General features: G+C 68.5%; 21 protein-coding genes. 1 reads left to right on the top strand and 20 read right to left on the bottom strand.

Annotation, left to right across the window (positions count from 1 at the left end):
- Positions 1-27 precede the first annotated feature (27 nt).
- Positions 28-633: a class I SAM-dependent methyltransferase gene (locus tag ACIBEF_RS08750; protein WP_396792378.1), complete on the bottom strand. Its 606-nt coding sequence runs from the start codon at positions 631-633 to the stop codon at positions 28-30.
- A gap of 102 nt (positions 634-735) precedes the next feature.
- On the opposite strand from ACIBEF_RS08750, the gene ACIBEF_RS08745 reads away from it, so the two are divergent.
- Positions 736-1845, top strand: a complete 1110-nt coding sequence (locus ACIBEF_RS08745; RefSeq protein WP_396792376.1) for a hypothetical protein — start codon at positions 736-738, stop codon at positions 1843-1845.
- A gap of 12 nt (positions 1846-1857) precedes the next feature.
- Here the strand turns inward: ACIBEF_RS08745 and truA are convergent, their stop codons facing one another.
- From truA to ACIBEF_RS08650, 19 genes are all read right to left on the bottom strand, one after another.
- Positions 1858-2688, bottom strand: a complete 831-nt coding sequence (truA, locus tag ACIBEF_RS08740; protein ID WP_396792374.1) for a tRNA pseudouridine(38-40) synthase TruA — start codon at positions 2686-2688, stop codon at positions 1858-1860.
- Positions 2689-2756: 68 nt separating this feature from the next.
- Positions 2757-3314: a 50S ribosomal protein L17 gene (gene rplQ / locus ACIBEF_RS08735; RefSeq protein ID WP_053653920.1), complete on the bottom strand. Its 558-nt coding sequence runs from the start codon at positions 3312-3314 to the stop codon at positions 2757-2759.
- A gap of 34 nt (positions 3315-3348) precedes the next feature.
- Positions 3349-4371 carry a DNA-directed RNA polymerase subunit alpha gene (locus ACIBEF_RS08730; RefSeq protein ID WP_007465227.1) on the bottom strand — a complete coding sequence of 341 codons (1023 nt, stop codon included), beginning with the start codon at positions 4369-4371 and terminating at the stop codon, positions 3349-3351.
- Between the two features lie 98 nt (positions 4372-4469).
- Entirely contained in the window at positions 4470-5096 is a 627-nt protein-coding gene (gene rpsD, locus ACIBEF_RS08725; RefSeq protein WP_030329921.1) for a 30S ribosomal protein S4, read from the bottom strand.
- Between the two features lie 13 nt (positions 5097-5109).
- Positions 5110-5517 carry a 30S ribosomal protein S11 gene (gene rpsK / locus ACIBEF_RS08720; RefSeq protein ID WP_030329919.1) on the bottom strand — a complete coding sequence of 136 codons (408 nt, stop codon included), beginning with the start codon at positions 5515-5517 and terminating at the stop codon, positions 5110-5112.
- Positions 5518-5604: 87 nt separating this feature from the next.
- A complete protein-coding gene (gene rpsM, locus ACIBEF_RS08715; RefSeq protein ID WP_030329917.1) occupies positions 5605-5985 on the bottom strand; it encodes a 30S ribosomal protein S13 in 381 nt (126 codons plus the stop codon).
- Positions 5986-6251: 266 nt separating this feature from the next.
- Positions 6252-6365, bottom strand: a complete 114-nt coding sequence (gene rpmJ, locus ACIBEF_RS08710; protein ID WP_043965539.1) for a 50S ribosomal protein L36 — start codon at positions 6363-6365, stop codon at positions 6252-6254.
- A 91-nt stretch (positions 6366-6456) separates the two neighbouring features.
- A complete protein-coding gene (infA, locus tag ACIBEF_RS08705) occupies positions 6457-6678 on the bottom strand; it encodes a translation initiation factor IF-1 (RefSeq protein WP_007073013.1) in 222 nt (73 codons plus the stop codon).
- 339 nt (positions 6679-7017) lie between these two features.
- A complete protein-coding gene (locus tag ACIBEF_RS08700; RefSeq protein WP_396792371.1) occupies positions 7018-7569 on the bottom strand; it encodes a DUF1707 domain-containing protein in 552 nt (183 codons plus the stop codon).
- Positions 7570-7680: 111 nt separating this feature from the next.
- Positions 7681-8532, bottom strand: coding sequence for a type I methionyl aminopeptidase (gene map / locus ACIBEF_RS08695; RefSeq protein WP_396792369.1), 852 nt, complete (start codon positions 8530-8532; stop codon positions 7681-7683).
- Positions 8533-8619: 87 nt separating this feature from the next.
- Positions 8620-9273: an adenylate kinase gene (locus tag ACIBEF_RS08690; RefSeq protein ID WP_088950228.1), complete on the bottom strand. Its 654-nt coding sequence runs from the start codon at positions 9271-9273 to the stop codon at positions 8620-8622.
- The gene (secY, locus tag ACIBEF_RS08685; protein ID WP_357207564.1) at positions 9274-10602 is read right to left on the bottom strand and encodes a preprotein translocase subunit SecY; all 1329 of its coding nucleotides are present in this window, start codon (positions 10600-10602) and stop codon (positions 9274-9276) included.
- Between the two features lie 232 nt (positions 10603-10834).
- Entirely contained in the window at positions 10835-11278 is a 444-nt protein-coding gene (rplO, locus tag ACIBEF_RS08680; RefSeq protein ID WP_030329906.1) for a 50S ribosomal protein L15, read from the bottom strand.
- Positions 11278-11460, bottom strand: a complete 183-nt coding sequence (gene rpmD / locus ACIBEF_RS08675) for a 50S ribosomal protein L30 (RefSeq protein ID WP_007465262.1) — start codon at positions 11458-11460, stop codon at positions 11278-11280. The genes rplO and rpmD overlap by 1 nt, the downstream gene beginning before the upstream one ends.
- Entirely contained in the window at positions 11460-12074 is a 615-nt protein-coding gene (gene rpsE, locus ACIBEF_RS08670; protein ID WP_357206394.1) for a 30S ribosomal protein S5, read from the bottom strand. Before rpsE ends, rpmD begins: the two co-directional genes overlap by 1 nt.
- 33 nt (positions 12075-12107) lie before the next feature.
- A complete protein-coding gene (gene rplR, locus ACIBEF_RS08665; protein WP_030329901.1) occupies positions 12108-12497 on the bottom strand; it encodes a 50S ribosomal protein L18 in 390 nt (129 codons plus the stop codon).
- A complete protein-coding gene (gene rplF, locus ACIBEF_RS08660) occupies positions 12494-13036 on the bottom strand; it encodes a 50S ribosomal protein L6 (RefSeq protein ID WP_357206396.1) in 543 nt (180 codons plus the stop codon). Before rplF ends, rplR begins: the two co-directional genes overlap by 4 nt.
- A gap of 16 nt (positions 13037-13052) precedes the next feature.
- Positions 13053-13460, bottom strand: a complete 408-nt coding sequence (gene rpsH, locus ACIBEF_RS08655) for a 30S ribosomal protein S8 (RefSeq protein ID WP_007465270.1) — start codon at positions 13458-13460, stop codon at positions 13053-13055.
- A 116-nt stretch (positions 13461-13576) separates the two neighbouring features.
- Entirely contained in the window at positions 13577-13762 is a 186-nt protein-coding gene (locus ACIBEF_RS08650) for a type Z 30S ribosomal protein S14 (RefSeq protein WP_007465272.1), read from the bottom strand.

The following is a 13762-nucleotide window of genomic DNA, read 5'->3' as shown; positions in this document are numbered from 1 at the left end:
CCAGTGAGGGTGGGGGGGTACATCCAATTACCGGGTGACGCGCAGCACCCGGAAGCCTTTCTGGCTGGCGTACCGCTCGACCTGCCAGCTCTGCTCGGTGAGCCAGCGTTGCAGCGAGTCGCCGCCGAGGTGTCGGGCGACGACCAACCAGCCGACGCCGTCCGGGGCGAGTCGGGGCAGCCAGCGCAGCAACAGGTCGTGCAGGCCATCCTTGCCGATCCGGATGGGCGGGTTCGACCAGATCTGGGCGAAGCGGACGTCGTCCGGAACGTCGTCCGGCGCGCTGACCCGGACCCGGTCGGCGGCACCCACCCGAGCCGCGTTGGCGGCGGTCAGTTCGCGGGCCCGGGCGTTGACGTCGACGGCCCAGATGGTGCTGGTGGGCGCGAGGTCGGCCAGTACGCAGCTGATCGGCCCGAACCCGCAGCCGAGGTCGAGCAGGTCACCGGTGGTGTCGTCGGCGGGCAACTCGGCCTTGCGCAGCAGCACCGCGGTGCCCGGGTCGAGCCGGCTGGCGGAGAACACCCCGCCGGCCGAGGTGAGCCGGTAGTCGCGGTCGGCGACGGTGAACTCGACCTCGCGCGTCGGGGCGTCGCCGGTGGGCTGAGCGGTGAAGTAGTGGTCGCCGGTCACCCGACAATTCTCGCACCGGTCCGGGGCGGACCTGACACGGCCCGCACGTACATTTCCCCGAAATTACCACCTAAAGGGACAATGACTCCTACTCTGGGCGACATGGTGTATCGGTACCAGTCCGATGAGGATGCTTTCGAGGAGTACCCGGAGCCCGGGTCCGACCTGTCGGTGCTCGGCGCCGGTCCGCCCCCGGCGGCCGGGCCCTCTCCGTCACGCTTCCCCACGCCGTCGCTGCCCCGCCCGAACCAGCTCTCGCTGCCCTCGTCGCAGCCGGCACCGGCTCGTGCCGGGGTGCCACAGCTCGGGCCGGCCTCTCACACCGATGCGCCGCAGGCAGAGCCGACACGCGCCGACATCCCACCCGCACCGCCGCGCAGCCAGATCTACACCTCGGCGACGGCGGCGGAGCCGCCCGCCCGGCGCGGCGGCGGTCGACTGTGGCAGGCACTGATCGGCGGCGCAGCCGTCCTGGTGCTGCTCGCCCTCTGTGGCCTCGGCGCCGCCGCGCTGCTCATCGACCGCGGCGAGCAGCCGCAGAGCAACCCGACGTACCAGCCGAACGCCGCCCCGACGTCGGCACCGGCGGAACGGCTGGCCCTCGACTCCCGGGAGTCCGACCGGGCCCCGCTCACCGCCAAGGAACTCTTCCCCACCAAAGAACTGAAGCTCACCAGCGGCCAACCGAGCTACCAGGTGCTCAAGACACAGTCCAGCGGCAGTTGCGCGGTCGCCGCCACGGACGAGGTCGCTGACCTGCTGGTCCTACTCGGCTGCAACCAGGTCGTCCGGGGCACGCTGAGCACGCCCGGCGGCGACCACCTGGTCACCGCCGGCCTGTTCAACCTCACCGACAAGGTCAGCGCGGAACGGGCCCGAGACCGGCTCCGGCAACTGCTCGACGAGCGGCAGGGCCGTTTCCGTGGCCTCACCGCCGACGACGGCGACGGCACCGATGTCCTGGCCAACGCCCCGGCACGCGTCGGCTGGCAGGTCCGTGGCCACTACCTGGCGTACGCGCTGGTGGTTCGCAAGGACGGGGCGGCGGTCAAGGCGGGAGACGCCAAGGTCCGCGAGATCCTGTTCGACATGATCGAGTTGCACCTCAGCCGGGGCGTACTCCAGAGCCGGGCCGACGGTGGCACCGCCTCGCAACCGACGGCGGCACCTACCGGCAGCAACGCCAACCAGGGCGATCTGCCCGGCGACTGACCCCGCGGACGGTCAACCCTCGATCGGGACCCGCAACCGGCGGGTGAGGGTCGCCCGCTGGGCGTACTCGGCCGGATCTGCCGGGTAGCCGACGGCGACCAGGGTCAGCCCACGCGCGGGGGCCACCGTCACCTCGCTGGACCGCTCCCGCTGGGTGAGCAGAGTTCCCGGCCACTCGACCGGGCGGCGGCCGTCCCCGGCCACCAGCATGGCCCCCACCAGGCTGCGCACCATCGCCTGACAGAACGCGTCCGCCTGCACGGTGGCGACCAGGATGCCGTCCGGGTCGCGATGCCAGTCCAGCCGGGTCACCTCGCGCAGTGTGGTGGCGTGCTCCTTGCGCCGGCAGTACGCGGCGAAGTCGTGCTCCCCCACCAGCCCGGTGGCGGCGGCGTTCAGCGCGGCCAGGTCCAACGGCTTCGGCCAGGCCAGCACCTCGTGGCGGCGCAGCGGCTCGGCGCCGAAGGGCGCGTCGGTGACCCGGTACTCGTAGCGCCGGAAGGTGGCCGAGAACCGGGCGTCGAAGTCGGCCGGCACCTCGGTCATCGCCCGTACCCGCACGTCGGTGGGGAGCAGCCGGGCCAGGCGACGCAGCAGCCGCCCCTCGTGCTGGCGCCACACGTCCACGGGCAGGTCCACGTGGCAGACCTGACCGGTGGCGTGCACTCCCGCGTCGGTCCGCCCGGCCACCGTCAGCCCGGTGGCGGTACCGACGCCGAGGACCAGGTCCAGGGTCTCGACGAGCACCCCCGCCACGGTGCGCCTGGTCGGCTGGGCTGCCCAGCCGGAGAAGTCGGTGCCGTCGTACGAGACGTCCAGCCGCAGCCGGATCCGCTCGTCCACCTCGTACCTCCTGTTACGGGTCGGGCCCGGCACCCCCGATGGGGTGCCGGGCCCGACGATGCCCTTGATCAGGCCTTGTTCTCGGTGGCCTCGTCGCTGTCCTCGCGGGCGGCGTCGGTGTCACCGGACGCCGACACCGGCGCCTCGGAGTCCTGGTCGGCCGGAGCCGACTTCGGGGCCTCGTCGGCCGGGGCGAGCGCCTCGACCTTGTCCTGCTGCGCGGCCTTGCGGGCGGCGGTCTTCTTGTTCACCTTCGGCTCGGCGACCTGAAGCTCCTCCACCAGCTCGATGATGGCCATCGGCGCGTTGTCACCCTTGCGCGGACCGGTCTTCACGATCCGGGTGTAACCGCCGGGGCGGTTGGAGTACCGGGGCGCGATCTGGTCGAACAGGGCGTAGACCACGTCCTTGTCCTTGACGACACCCAGCACCCGACGCCGCGAGGCGAGGTCACCGCGCTTGGCCTTGGTGATGAGCTGCTCGGCCAGCGGGCGCAGCCGCCGGGCCTTCGTCTCGGTGGTCTGGATCTTCCCGTGCTGGAACAGCGCGGTCGCCAGGTTGGCCAGCATCAGCCGCTCGTGCGAGGGGCTGCCGCCGAGGCGGGGGCCCTTGGTGGGCGTGGGCATTTTTGGTGCTCCTCAGTTGTGGCGGCAGCGCGGACTAGAGCTGCTCGGTCTCGCGGTAGTCGTCGGTGTCGTAGTCGGCCTCGCCGAAGGTGTCCACGACGTGCGCCGGGTCGAAGTTCGGAGCCGAGTCCTTCAGCCCGAGACCCATCCCGGCGAGCTTCATCTTGACCTCGTCGATCGACTTCTGACCGAAGTTGCGAATGTCGAGGAGGTCGGCCTCGGTACGCCCGATGAGCTCACCAACGGAGTTGATGCCCTCGCGCTTGAGGCAGTTGTAGGAGCGGACGGTGAGGTCCAGCTCCTCGATCGGCAGAGCGAGGTCCGCCGCCAGCTGGGCGTCCTGCGGGGACGGCCCGATGTCGATGCCCTCGGCGGTCTCGTCCAGCTCCCGGGCGAGCCCGAACAGCTCCACCAGCGTCGAACCGGCGGAGGCCAGCGCGGTACGCGGACCCATCGACGGCTTGGTCTCGACGTCGATGATCAGCCGGTCGAAGTCGGTGCGCTGCTCGACACGGGTCGCCTCGACGCGGTAGGTCACCTTCAGCACCGGCGAGTAGATCGAGTCGACCGGGATGCGGCCGATCTCGGCGCCGGACTGCTTGTTCTGCGCCGCCGTCACGTAGCCCCGGCCCCGCTCGACGGTCAGCTCCATGTCGAGCCGGCCCTTGCCGTTCAGGGTGGCGAGCTTGAGATCCGGGTTGTGCACCGAGACGCCGGCCGGGGGCTGGATGTCGCCCGCGGTCACGTCGCCCGGACCCTGCTTACGCAGGTACATGCTGACCGGCTCGTCGTGCTCGGAGCTGACGCACAGCTCCTTGATGTTCATGACGAGCTCGACCACGTCCTCCTTGACACCGGGGATCGTGGTGAACTCGTGCAGCACACCGTCGATCTTGATCGAGGTGACGGCCGCGCCCGGGATCGACGACAGCAGCGTACGCCGCAGCGAGTTGCCCAGGGTGTAGCCGAAGCCCGGCTCCAGCGGCTCGATGGCGAACCGGGAACGGGTCTCGTTGATCGACTCCTCGGAGAGGGAGGGTCGCTGGCTGATGAGCATCTTTTCTCTTCTCTTCCGGGGCGCCCGCTATTTGACGCCCACGACACAAACTGTTCCGGTGGCCCGCCCCGAAGGGCGGGCCACCGAACGAGCTCGGACTACTTGGAGTAGAGCTCGACGATCAACTGCTCCTGGACCTGCGTGTCGATGACCTGCCGGGCCGGGAGGGAGTGCACGAGCACCTTCATCTGGCTCGGGATGGCCTCAAGCCACGCCGGAACCGTCTTCGAGCCGGCCTGAGCCTGCGCGACGATGAACGGGGTGAGCTCCTTGCTCTTGCCCCGAACCTCGATGATGTCGTGCTCCTTGACGCGGTACGACGGGATATCGACCTTCTTGCCGTTCACCGTGAAGTGACCGTGCTTGACCAGCTGGCGGGCCATGTCCCGCGAGTGGGCGAAGCCGGCCCGGTAAACGACGTTGTCCAGCCGCGACTCGAGGATCTGCAGGAGGACCTCACCGGTCTTGGCCTGCTTGCCAACGGCTTCCTCGTAGTAACCGCGGAACTGCTTCTCCAGCACGCCGTAAACCCGACGGGCCTTCTGCTTCTCGCGGAGCTGGAGCAGGTACTCCGTCTCCTTCGTGCGGCCGCGGCCGTGCTGCCCGGGCGGGAACGGCCGGGACTCGAACGGGCACTTCGGACCATCGCACTTGCTGCCCTTGAGGAACAGCTTCATCTTCTCCCGCCGGCAACGGCGGCAGTCTGCACCGGTGTAACGAGCCATCTCTCTCTACCTCTCAGACCCGGCGACGCTTCGGCGGACGGCACCCGTTGTGCGGCTGCGGGGTGACGTCGGCGATCTGCCCGACCTCGAGGCCCACTGCCTGCAGCGAACGGATGGCGGTTTCCCGGCCGGAGCCGGGGCCCTTGACGAACACGTCGACCTTGCGCATGCCGTGCTCCATGGCGCGACGCGCGGCAGCCTCGGCGGCCAGCTGCGCAGCGAACGGAGTCGACTTGCGGGAGCCCTTGAAGCCGACCTGGCCAGCGGAGGCCCAGGAGATGACCGCACCGGTCGGGTCCGTGATGGACACGATGGTGTTGTTGAACGTGCTCTTGATGTGCGCCTGCCCGTGGGCGACGTTCTTGCGTTCCTTGCGCCGGACCTTCTTTACAGCGGCTCCGGCACGAGCCTTCGGTGGCATAAGTCTGTGCGCTCCTAGTTGACTTTCCGGACTGGGTTGCGGCCTGACCCACCTCGGCGGCGGCCGATCCCGTCATCCGGTTAAGAACTACTTCTTGCCGGGCTTCTTCTTGCCGGCGACGGTCCGCTTCGGGCCCTTGCGGGTCCGGGCGTTGGTCTTGGTCCGCTGGCCACGCACGGGCAGGCCCCGGCGGTGCCGGATGCCGGCGTAGCAGCCGATCTCAACCTTGCGGCGGATGTCAGCGGCGACCTCGCGGCGCAGGTCGCCTTCAACCTTGTAGTTGCCCTCGATGTGGTCGCGGAGCTGCACGAGCTCCTCGTCCGTGAGGTCCCGAGCGCGCTTGTCCGGCGAGATGCCGGTGGCGGCGAGTGTCTCCAGGGCGCGGGTGCGACCGACCCCGAAGATGTAGGTGAGCGCGATCTCCAACCGCTTTTCGCGGGGGAGATCCACGCCGACTAGACGTGCCATGTGCGGGCGTACTCCTCGTGATGTGTGGCGGAGGTGTGGACCCGTCCCACCCCGCTACCGGCCGTCCCGTCCTTCCGACGCGGTGAGCGCCGGCGACCGGGATCGGTCGCTGCCCGAGCGGGCCCCGGCCTCCGACCGGGGGTCAGCCACGCAGAGGTACGTCTCGCGTACCGCTCGCGGCTGGGACGAGCATGTGTGATGTGTGTGTCGCTGGGGATCTGCCTGGACCAACGCCACCCGGCCGTGCTCCGGCCGGACGGGCTGAGTCAGCCCTGGCGCTGCTTGTGGCGCGGGTCGCTGCAGATGACCATGACCCGGCCGTGCCGGCGGATAACCCGGCACTTGTTGCAGATCCTCTTGACGCTCGGCTTGACCTTCACGGTTGCCTTACTTCCCATCTGGCCCGGTCACGCGCTCTGCGCGGCACCGGACGTCGAAGACGGACACGGGACTTCCCGGCCGTCGTCAGGACTACTTGTAGCGGTAGACGATGCGCCCGCGGGTCAGGTCGTACGGCGAAAGTTCGACGACGACCCGGTCCTCCGGAAGGATACGGATGTAGTGCTGCCGCATCTTCCCGCTGATGTGAGCCAACACCTTGTGGCCGTTCGCGAGCTCCACCCGGAACATGGCGTTCGGCAGGGGCTCGATGACCCGACCCTCGATCTCAATGGCTCCGTCTTTTTTCGGCATGTCCTCCGCTGTCCTGACGTCGATTGCTCCGGGCGGCCCACAACGTCTTACACGGAAATCTGATCAGAATCAGAAGCCCGCGCCAGCCGCGGCTCCAGCTCCCACCGAAGCGCAGGGTGGGCATGCCGGAGTGGACGCTGTGCGCCGATCTGAAAGTGTACGCCGGCCTGCAGTCCCCCGCCAAACCGACCACCCACCAACCGGCGCGAGTCCCTCCGAACCCCCACCCTCAGCCCCGTTGATCATGAAGTTGTTGTCACGACACGCCGTGCTCGGCGGCGACAACTTCATGATCAACGGATCGCGGCGGGTCCGACTGCGGGTTGGGGTTGGTGGGGTTCAGGGGGTTGGTTCGTCGTTGTCGGATTCGAGGGCGCGCTTTGCCTGCTTGCGCTCCCGGCGGCGTTGGCGCTTGACGGCCTGGCGCTGGGGCTCCTTCGCAGCCAGCCCGCTGACCGTGCGGACCACCAGCACCGCGCCCCACGGCCCGGCCACCCAGACCGGCCAGAAGTAGAGCAGGTCCTTGCTGAGCACCGACGTCACCGCCCAGATGGTCACCACGATGGCGATCACCCGCAGGTACGGGAACCACACCTCGGCCAACCAGCGGGCGGTCACGCCCCTACTGAGGGCCGGATCGAGCTGGTCACCCAGCGGGCTCATCGTCGACCCGGCGACCGGCGCCAGGCCCGACCGCTGCGCCGGCGTCACCGGCGGCAGGTCGGTCAGCAGGGCCTCGAGGTCGGCGTACGTGCGTGCCGCGTAAGCCTGCTGCAACCGCTCGTCGTACTCGTGCAGATCCAGTCGGCCCTCGTCGAGGGCGACCCGCAACCGGTCAGCCACCGCCGCACGGTCCGAGTCCGCGGCTCGCATCCCGTCGCGCCCGTCCATGCCGGCAAGCATGCCACCGTCGCGCCACTCCCGCCCGCCCCCGACAGCGGTGGATCATGAGCTGCAACTTCATGATCAACGGCGCGGCGCGGCGCGCGGGCCGGGATCGGACTAGAGAGTCTTTGTGGCCGCGGGTTGGCGGGCGGTCACCAGGTCACCCAGGCGGGCCCGGCCACCGTCGAACGCGGTGAGCACCCAGACGCCGTCCGGCAGCAGGGCCATCGAGTGCTCGACGTGCGCGGCCACCGAGCCGTCCCGGGTGACGACCGTCCACCCGTCGGCCAACTCGACGGTACGCGGGGACGCCATGGTGATCATCGGCTCGATGGCCAGGGCCATCCCGGTGACCAGTCGCGGGCCCTTGCCCGGCCGACCATGGTTGAGCACGTGTGGGTCCTGGTGCATCTCGGTGCCGATGCCATGACCGCCGTAGCCGTCGACGATGCCGTACCGGCCGCCCTTGCGGACGGCGGTCTCCACAGCGTGCGAGATGTCGGTGAGGCGGCCCTTGCCGCTGGCCGCACCACGCGCAGCGGCGGCGATACCGGCCCACATGGCGTCCTCGGCGACCTCGGCCATCTTCAGCAGCGCCGGATCGACGTCACCGACCCCGACCGTGATCGCGGAGTCGCCGTGCCACCCGTCCAGCACCGCGCCGCAGTCGATGGAGATCAGGTCACCGGCCTGGAGCACCTGCTTCGGCGACGGGATGGCGTGCACGATCTGCTCGTTGACCGACGAGCAGATCGACGCCGGAAAACCGTGGTAGCCCTTGAACGACGGAACACCACCCGCCTCGCGGATGGTCGCCTCCGCGATGGCGTCCAGATCGGCCGTGCTCGCACCGGGGGCGACAGCCTCGCGCATACGACGCAACGCCTCGGCCACCACCAGCCCGGCGGCCCGCATCTTCTCGATCTGGTCAGGGGTCTTCAGCTGGATGTCCAGCTGGGGACGACGCATGGAGCGGTTACCTTTCGTTGCCGAACAGCGGGGCACATACCGCGTACCCCGCTGTTCGCACTCTATCCGCCGTGGCCCGGCCGGACCTCAGCCGCCGTACGACCGCAGCGCGTCGATGGCCCGGGTGGTGACGTCCTCCACCGGCCCGGTGGCGTCGATCCCGACCAGCTTGCCCTGAGCGCCGTAGTAGTCGACCAGGGGCGCGGTCTTCTCGCTGTATTCGCGGAGCCGCGTGGCGATCGTCTCCGGCTTGTCGTCGTCGCGCTGAAACAGCTCGGCGCCGCACCGGTCACAGATGCCGGGCCGGGTGGTGGCGTCGAACTCGACGTGCCAGATCTTGCCGCAGCCCCGGCAGGTGCGCCTGCCGGAGAGCCGCCGGATCACCTCGTCGTCGTCGACGACCAGCTCCAGGACCAGATCCAGGGCGGTGCCCAGATCGGCCAGGAGCTTGTCCAGAGCGGCAGCCTGCGGAGTCGTCCGCGGGAAGCCGTCGAGCAGGAAACCCTCGCTGGCGTCGGGCTCGGCCAGCCGGTCCCGGACCATGTTGATGGTGACCTCGTCCGGAACCAGCTCGCCCGCATCCATGTACCGCTTCGCCTCGACACCGAGCGGCGTGCCCTGGGTGACGTTCGACCGGAAGATGTCTCCGGTCGAAATCTTCGGCACCGAGAGGTGCGCGGCGATGAACTCGGCCTGCGTGCCCTTGCCCGCGCCCGGCGGGCCAACCAGAACGAGTCTCATCTACCGCAGGAACCCTTCGTAGTTCCGCTGCATGAGTTGGCTCTCGATCTGCTTCACGGTCTCCAGACCGACGCCGACCATGATGAGCACAGCGGTGCCGCCGAACGGGAAGTTCTGGTACTGCTGGTTGTCCAGCCAGATGAAGAAGAAGTTCGGCAGGATCGAGATGATGCCGAGGTAGAGCGCGCCCGGCAGGGTGATCCGGCTGAGGATGAAGTCCAGGTAGTCGGCGGTCGGCTTGCCCGGGCGGATACCCGGCACGAACCCGCCGTACTTCTTCATGTTGTCCGCGACCTCGGTCGGGTTGAACGTGATCGAGACGTAGAAGTACGTGAAGAAGATGATCAGCAGGAAGTAGACCGCGATGTAGATCGGGCTGCTCGGGTTGACCAGGTTGTTCTGGATCCACGACTGGGTCTTGCCCGGGTCGGTCTGGTCGAAGAACTGCAGCGCCAACTGCGGCAGGTAGAGCAGCGACGAGCCGAAGATGACCGGGATCACACCCGCCTGGTTGACCTTGAGCGGGATGTAGGTCGAGGTGCCGCCGTACATCCGCCGGCCGATCATCCGCTTGGCGTACTGCACCGGGATCCGGCGCTGCGACTGCTCGATGAAGGTGACAGCGGTGATGACCACCAGGACCAACGCGATGACCAGGGCGAACATGTCCCAGCCCTTGCTGGTCTTGATCTGCCAGCCCTCGCTGGGCAGCCGCGCCGCGATCGAGGTGAAGATCAGGACGGACATGCCGTTGCCGACGCCGCGGTCGGTGATCAGCTCACCGAGCCACATGACCATGCCGGTGCCGGCGGTCATCGTCATCACCAGGATGGTCAGGGTCAGCCAGTCCGGGATGCCGGTGCCGGTGGGGATGATCGGGAACTGGTCACAGCGGTTCTGGAACAGCTGGCCCGAGCGGGCCAGCGCCACGAACGCCGAGGCCTGCAGCACACCGAGACCGAGGGTCAGGTAGCGGGTGTACTGGGTGATCTTCGCCTGCCCGGCCTGGCCCTCCTTGCGGAGCTGCTCCAGGCGGGGGATCACGACGGTCAGCAGCTGCAGGATGATCGACGCGGTGATGTAGGGCATGATGCCCAGCGCGAAGACCGAGAGCTGCAGCAGCGCTCCGCCGGAGAAGAGGTTGAGAAGGTTCACCACCCCGGTGGTGTCACCCTGGATGGTGTCGAGGCACTTCTGCACGTTGCCGTACGAGACGCCTGGGCTGGGGAGCGTTGCACCCAGCCGGTAGACCGCGATGATGCCTACTGTGAACAGCAGCTTCTTGCGCAGGTCAGGCGTACGGAACGCACTGAGAAAGGCGGACAGCAACTTCTTCCTCCTGCGCGAGGCGGGCCGCCGGTGATCCCTGGCGGGTCGGGGTGGATCACGGGCGAGTGCCCGCAATCCATGGCTGGGATGGGACTCTAACAGCCTCACCCCGGTCCGGGCAGATGTGCCCGACTACATAAATCGATTCCGATGTTACCGGGCGCTCACGGCCCAGGCAGACCATGGCGCCCGCCAGTTGCTCTCAACTGGACGGGCGCCATGGTCGTACGCCTTACAGCTCGGTGACGGAGCCACCGGCGGCAGCGATCTTCTCCTTGGCCGACGCACTGAACGCGTGCGCGGACACCTGGAGCGCCACACCGCCGAGGTCCCCGGTACCGAGGACCTTGACCGGGTGACCCTTGCGGACCGCGCCGGACTCAACAAGCTCCAGCGGGCCGACCTGACCACCATTCGGGAACAGCTCAGCGAGTCGGTCCAGGTTGACAACCTGGAAGACCACCTTGAACTTGTTCTTGAAGCCCTTCATCTTCGGCAGGCGCATGTGGATGGGCATCTGCCCACCCTCGAACGCCGCCGAGATGTTCTTGCGGGCCTTGGAGCCCTTGGTACCGCGACCAGCGGTCTTGCCCTTGGAACCCTCACCGCGACCCACACGGGTCTTCGCGGTCTTGGAACCGGGCGCCGGGCGCAGGTGATGCACCTTGATCGTCATTACTCGACCTCCTCGACCTTCACGAGGTGGCTCACAGTGAAGATCATGCCGCGGATCTCGGGCCGGTCCTCCTTGACCACCACGTCGTTGATCCGCTTGAGACCGAGCGAACGCAGCGACTCACGCTGGTTGTGCTTGGTCCCGATACCGGACCGGAGCTGGGTGACCTTCAGGCGTGCCATCAGTTCGCCACCCCCGCACGCGACGCGAGCATGGCGGCCGGCGCGACGTCCTCCACCGGCAGGCCACGACGCGCCGCGACCTGCTCGGGGGACTCAAGCCCCTTCAGGGCCGCCACGGTGGCGTGCACGATGTTGATCGGGTTCGACGAACCGAGGCTCTTGGAGAGCACGTCGTGGATCCCAGCGCACTCCAGCACGGCACGCACCGGTCCACCGGCGATGACACCCGTACCGGCCGAGGCCGGCTTGAGCAGCACCACACCAGCGGCGTCCTCACCCGTCACCGGGTGCGGGATCGACTGACCGATCCGCGGGACCTTGAAGAAGTGCTTCTTGGCCTCCTCGACACCCTTGGCGATGGCCGCGGGCACCTCCTTGGCCTTTCCGTAGCCCACGCCGACCGTGCCGTCGCCGTCGCCCACGATCACCAGGGCGGTGAAGCTGAAGCGACGACCACCCTTCACGACCTTGGCGACGCGGTTGATCGCGACGACCCGCTCAAGGTGCGGGGTCTTCTCGACGGGCGCGTTTCCGCGGCCGCCCTCACGGCGGTTGTCGCGGCGACCACCCTCGTTGCCACCGGACCCGCCGCCACGGCGCTGTTGACCTGGCATCAGCAGCCTTCCTTCTCTCTCGTGACGGGGTTGTTAGAACTCGAGCCCGGCTTCGCGGGCGGCGTCGGCAAGCGCGGCGACTCGCCCCGCGTACCGGTTGCCGCCGCGGTCGAAGACGACCTTGGAGACGCCGGCGGCCTTGGCCCGCTCGGCGAGCAGCGCGCCCACCTTGCCAGCCAGGGCGCTCTTGTCGCCCTCCGCACCGCGCAGCGAGGCGTCCAGGGTCGACGCCGACGCCAGGGTGTGACCCTTGGTGTCGTCGACGATCTGGGCGACCATGTGCCGCAGCGAGCGGGTGACGACCAGGCGCGGACGCTCGGCCGTACCGCTGACGTTCTTGCGGACGCGGAAGTGTCGACGCGCACGCCCGACGGCGCGCTTGGCGGCGACACCGCGGCGGCGCTTGAGCAGCGTGGCGCTCACTTCTTACCTGCCTTTCCAGCCTTGCGGCGGATGACCTCGCCCTGGTACTTGACGCCCTTGCCCTTGTAGGGCTCCGGCGGGCGGATCTTCCGGATGTTGGCGGCGACCTCACCGACCTGCTGCTTGTCGATGCCAGCCACGTGGAACAGGGTCGGCCGCTCCACCGTGAAGGTGATGCCCGCCGGGGCGGGGACGACCACCGGGTGCGAGAACCCGAGCGCGAACTCGAGGTCCGAACCCTTGGCGGTGACCCGGTAACCGGTGCCGGCGATCTCCAGGCTCTTGCGGTAGCCCTCGGTGACCCCGACGATCATGTTGGCAACCAGCGTACGGCTCAGGCCGTGGAGTTCCTTGGCCTTGCGCTCGTCGTTCGGCCGGTTGACGCTCAGCTGCCCATCCTCGGCCCGCTCGACCGTGATCGGCTCGGCGAGGGTGTGCTGGAGCTGGCCCTTGGGGCCCTTGACCTTGATGGTCTGCCCGTCGATCGTGATGTCGACGCCGGCTGGCACCGGGATCGACTTACGTCCAATTCGCGACATTTCTACCTGTCTCCCGTTACCAGACGAAGGCGAGGACTTCCCCGCCAACACTCCGCTTGCGGGCCTGCCGGTCGGTCAGCAGCCCCTGGGACGTCGAAATGATCGCCACGCCCAGCCCACCGAGCACCCGCGGGAGCCCGTCCGACTTGGCGTACACCCGGAGACCGGGCTTGGACACGCGCTTGATGCCGGCCAGGCTCCGCTCGCGGTTCTGGCCGTACTTCAGCTCGACGACCAGTCGCTTGCCGACGGCGCCCTCCTCGGGCTCCTCGACCGACCAGGTGGCGATGTAACCCTCGGCCTTCAAGACCTCGGCGATGTTCGCCTTGATCTTGGAGTAGGGCATCTTCACCTGATCGTGGTACGCCTGGTTGGCGTTACGCAGACGCGTGAGCATGTCTGCGATCGGGTCGGTCATCGTCATGGATTTCGTCAGCCTTTCTCGCCGGGGTTCCCGGGGCATCAGCCCCGGGCCTACGGCGAAGAGCAATACCTAATCGGTGCAGGAGTTCCCGGCCGACGGCCGGGACGCGGTCGCCCTTACCAGGAAGCCTTGGACACGCCCGGCAGCTCACCGCGGTGAGCCATCTCCCGGATGCAGACCCGGCAGAGCCCGAACTTGCGGTAGACCGCCTTCGGACGCCCGCACCGCTGGCAGCGGGTGTACGCGCGAACCGAGAACTTCGGCTTCGCGGCCGCCTTGATGATCAGCGCCTTCTTGGCCAT

It is taken from the genome of Micromonospora sp. NPDC050795, assembly GCF_044456785.1.
Classification (GTDB): domain Bacteria; phylum Actinomycetota; class Actinomycetes; order Mycobacteriales; family Micromonosporaceae; genus Micromonospora.
This window is presented reverse-complemented; position numbering and strand designations above follow the sequence as displayed.